We start from the raw sequence: 2,896 nt of genomic DNA, 5'->3' as shown, positions 1-2,896 counted from the left end.
CGTGATGACGGCCTTCAACGGCAGGACCTGCGCACAGGCCTTCAAGACAGTCATGATGGAACGGACAGTTTCCCTCATACTTGTCGTCAGGATGGCGACGCATGAGCATGTGTCCCATTTCCGGATGGCCGTAGCCTTCAAGCAGCTTGCCGTTGATGACGCCGCCGCCACCGATGCCAGTTCCGACCGTCAGATAAACGCAGCTTTCCTTGCCGCGTGCGGCACCGCGCTTGAGTTCGCCGTATGCGGCAACGTTAACGTCAGTCGTCCAGACATATGGAATGTCGTAGTGCTTCTTCATGTCGCCGAGGAAGTTGTAGTTTGCCCAGCCCTTCTTTGGCGTTGTCGTGATATAGCCGTACGTTTCAGACTTCCTGTTGACGTCGATCGGTCCAAAGGAGCCGATGCCCATTGCGCACACAGGATTTTCATCGAAGAACCTGAAAACCTCGGTCATCGTTTCCTCAGGCACTGTCGTAGGAATCTTGACTCTCTTCAGGATGTTCATGTTTTCATCACTGACAGCGCATACAAACTTTGTGCCGCCGGCTTCAATTGCTCCATAAAGCTTTGACATATATGTTTTCCTCCTAATGCAGGTAATCGTTCTCGAAGTTATTTTAACGCATTTTCCAGGATTTGAAAAGAAATCCAGGAAAAACTATACATCTCTATGTCAACCGCTTGACATAAAGTGAGTCTGCACTCCCAATGTTAGCCTTTACAAATGCAGTGCGCCACTACTTCATTATATGCTTATCGATTATCATAAAGCAACGTTTTTCTGTACAAATTTGCTCCGATTCCGAGAGTTCTGCTATACTTGTTGAGGAAATTATTTTAACAAAAGGGGGATTCAAATGAAAATCAAGCGTATCGACCACATCGTGCTTCCCGTTTCCAATCTCGAGGCATCCACCCGCTTTTATCACGAAACTTTTGACATGCCGCTGATCAGGGAACAGTCCGACGATTCGGTTCACACCCTGCGCTGCGGTCACCAGCTGATTCGTCTCGTCGAATCGGAGAAACTGGAATCCCGCAGCCGGAAAGCGTCCGTCACCATCCCAGGAGCATGCGATCTCTGCATCGTTTCCGGTGACAGGATGTCAGACATCGTCAATCATCTCAAGAGCTACTTCATTGAAATCATCGAAGGTCCGGTTGAACGTCACGGTTCCGAAGGCAGGATGGAATCAATCTACATCCATGACCTTGATTCGAATCTGATTGAAATTTCGGTCTACGAAAACAAGTAACTGTCGGCATGCACGCCTTGTCTGCGCGCATGCTTTTTTTGTTCAGGCCTGCCCGTGACACCGCGCACACTGCATTTCACAAGCAAATCCGGATTTTCGCCTTATCCGGGAAATCAACCTCATGCTTCTGCATTTTCTTCAGCAACAGCCTTGCTGTCCAGGGACTTGAAGAACGGATAGTAGACGACAACGGCCACCACGAGGCAGACTGCCTGCCAGATAACTGCACGCCAGTCACCGCCGGTAATGAGATAGCCGTTCAGGAAAATCGGCGTCGTCCAAGGAACCTGTGCAATGACCATTCCGATGATTCCTGCCTTCATCAGGAAGTACGTAATTCCCTGAAGCACCATTGGAACGGCGATGAATGGAATTGCAAGAACCGGGTTCAGGACGACAGGGCAGCCGAACATGATCGGTTCGCTGATCTGGAAGATACATGGAACGAGGCCGAGGCCGCCGAGCTGCTTGTAGCGCTTGCTCTTGGCCGTCAGCATGCAGATGACAAGGGCGAGGATTGCACCCGTGCCGCCGATGTTCATGCCGAAGTTGAGGAAACCGTCAGCAGTAATGTGCGTTGCGGCATGGCCTTCGGAAACCTGCTTGATGTTTGCCGTCAGGAATTGAAGATAAACAGGTGACGATACGGCACCGACAACGTTGTTGCCGTGAATGCCCATCGTCCAGAGGAGAAGTGTCAGGAACAAGACGAGTTCCATTCCCCAGACGCTGTTGAGTCCGACGACAAGCGGCGAGAAGATTGCCTGGATGACGGAATTGATCTGAATTTTCAGAACAACTCTGAGGAACCAGAACAAAAGCAAGACGACCGATCCCGGAATAAGTGCTGAAAATGAGCTGGCAACCGCCGGAGGAACGGATCCCGGGAGCTTGATGACAAGATTGCGCTTAACGAAGAACGAGATGATTTCATTGGAAATGATTGCAACCACAATTGCAGTGAACATGCCGCTTGAACCAAGATCGTTAGGATCCAGAACAAGCTTGTCGTTCAGCATGCAGATCAAAAACGCGATTACGCCGATGGCCGTACCGGTCAGCTCATTCAGCCTGTTTGCCTTGGAAGCCTCATAGTTCATTCCGATTGCAACGATCAGTGCCAGCAGACCGAAAGTCATGTTGACCGCGATTTGAAGCTGCGGCTGAATCGGGGCGATGATCCTGCTCCAGTTGCCGAACGGAAGGTTGTTGATGATCATGAAGATACTTCCGAAAATTGTGAACGGAACAGTGATGACCATCGAGTCGCGAAGCACGATCATGTACTTCATATTGCCGAATTTGCCAAGTGCAGGCAGAAATTTCTCCTGCATCCTGTTCATGATGTTGTTCATTTTAAGCAACTCCTCTGAATATGTTTTTGAATGGTTAGTTTGTAAAATAAACTAACTTACATACCGAATTATAAAACGTTTACTTTCAAAAGTCAACATTTTGTATATCCATTTTTTAAGTTTGTATACTTATTCTGTAAAATGCGAAGCCGCAGCAAAGACCCGAAAATAACCACGAAAAAGTCCCGCATCACCATTATGCGATGCGGGACCTGACTCTTATTTCAGATTAGTCTTCAGTGGCAAAGACGACTTTTTCGTCAGTATCGACATACTCAGCCT

At 48.7% G+C, this 2,896-nt stretch carries 3 protein-coding genes; 1 reads left to right on the top strand and 2 read right to left on the bottom strand.

The features are described from left to right. A partial coding sequence (locus V7Z60_RS09590; RefSeq protein WP_334117590.1) for an ROK family protein occupies positions 1–577 on the bottom strand: 577 nt, incomplete at its 3' end. Positions 578–860: 283 nt separating this feature from the next. On the opposite strand from V7Z60_RS09590, the gene V7Z60_RS09585 reads away from it, so the two are divergent. Next, complete coding sequence (locus V7Z60_RS09585; protein WP_334117589.1) at positions 861–1,259, top strand: VOC family protein; 399 nt, start codon at positions 861–863, stop codon at positions 1,257–1,259. A gap of 119 nt (positions 1,260–1,378) precedes the next feature. Here V7Z60_RS09585 and V7Z60_RS09580 read toward each other — a convergent pair whose 3' ends face one another. Further along, positions 1,379–2,614 (bottom strand): PTS sugar transporter subunit IIC, encoded by a 1,236-nt coding sequence (locus tag V7Z60_RS09580; RefSeq protein WP_334117588.1) that lies wholly within the window; start codon positions 2,612–2,614, stop codon positions 1,379–1,381. Positions 2,615–2,896 lie beyond the last annotated feature (282 nt).

Origin of the sequence: Ligilactobacillus sp., from assembly GCF_036846325.1 — a bacterium.
Taxonomy (GTDB): domain Bacteria; phylum Bacillota; class Bacilli; order Lactobacillales; family Lactobacillaceae; genus Ligilactobacillus.
Note: the sequence above shows the minus strand (reverse complement) of the source record. Positions and strands in the feature narration are given on the sequence as shown.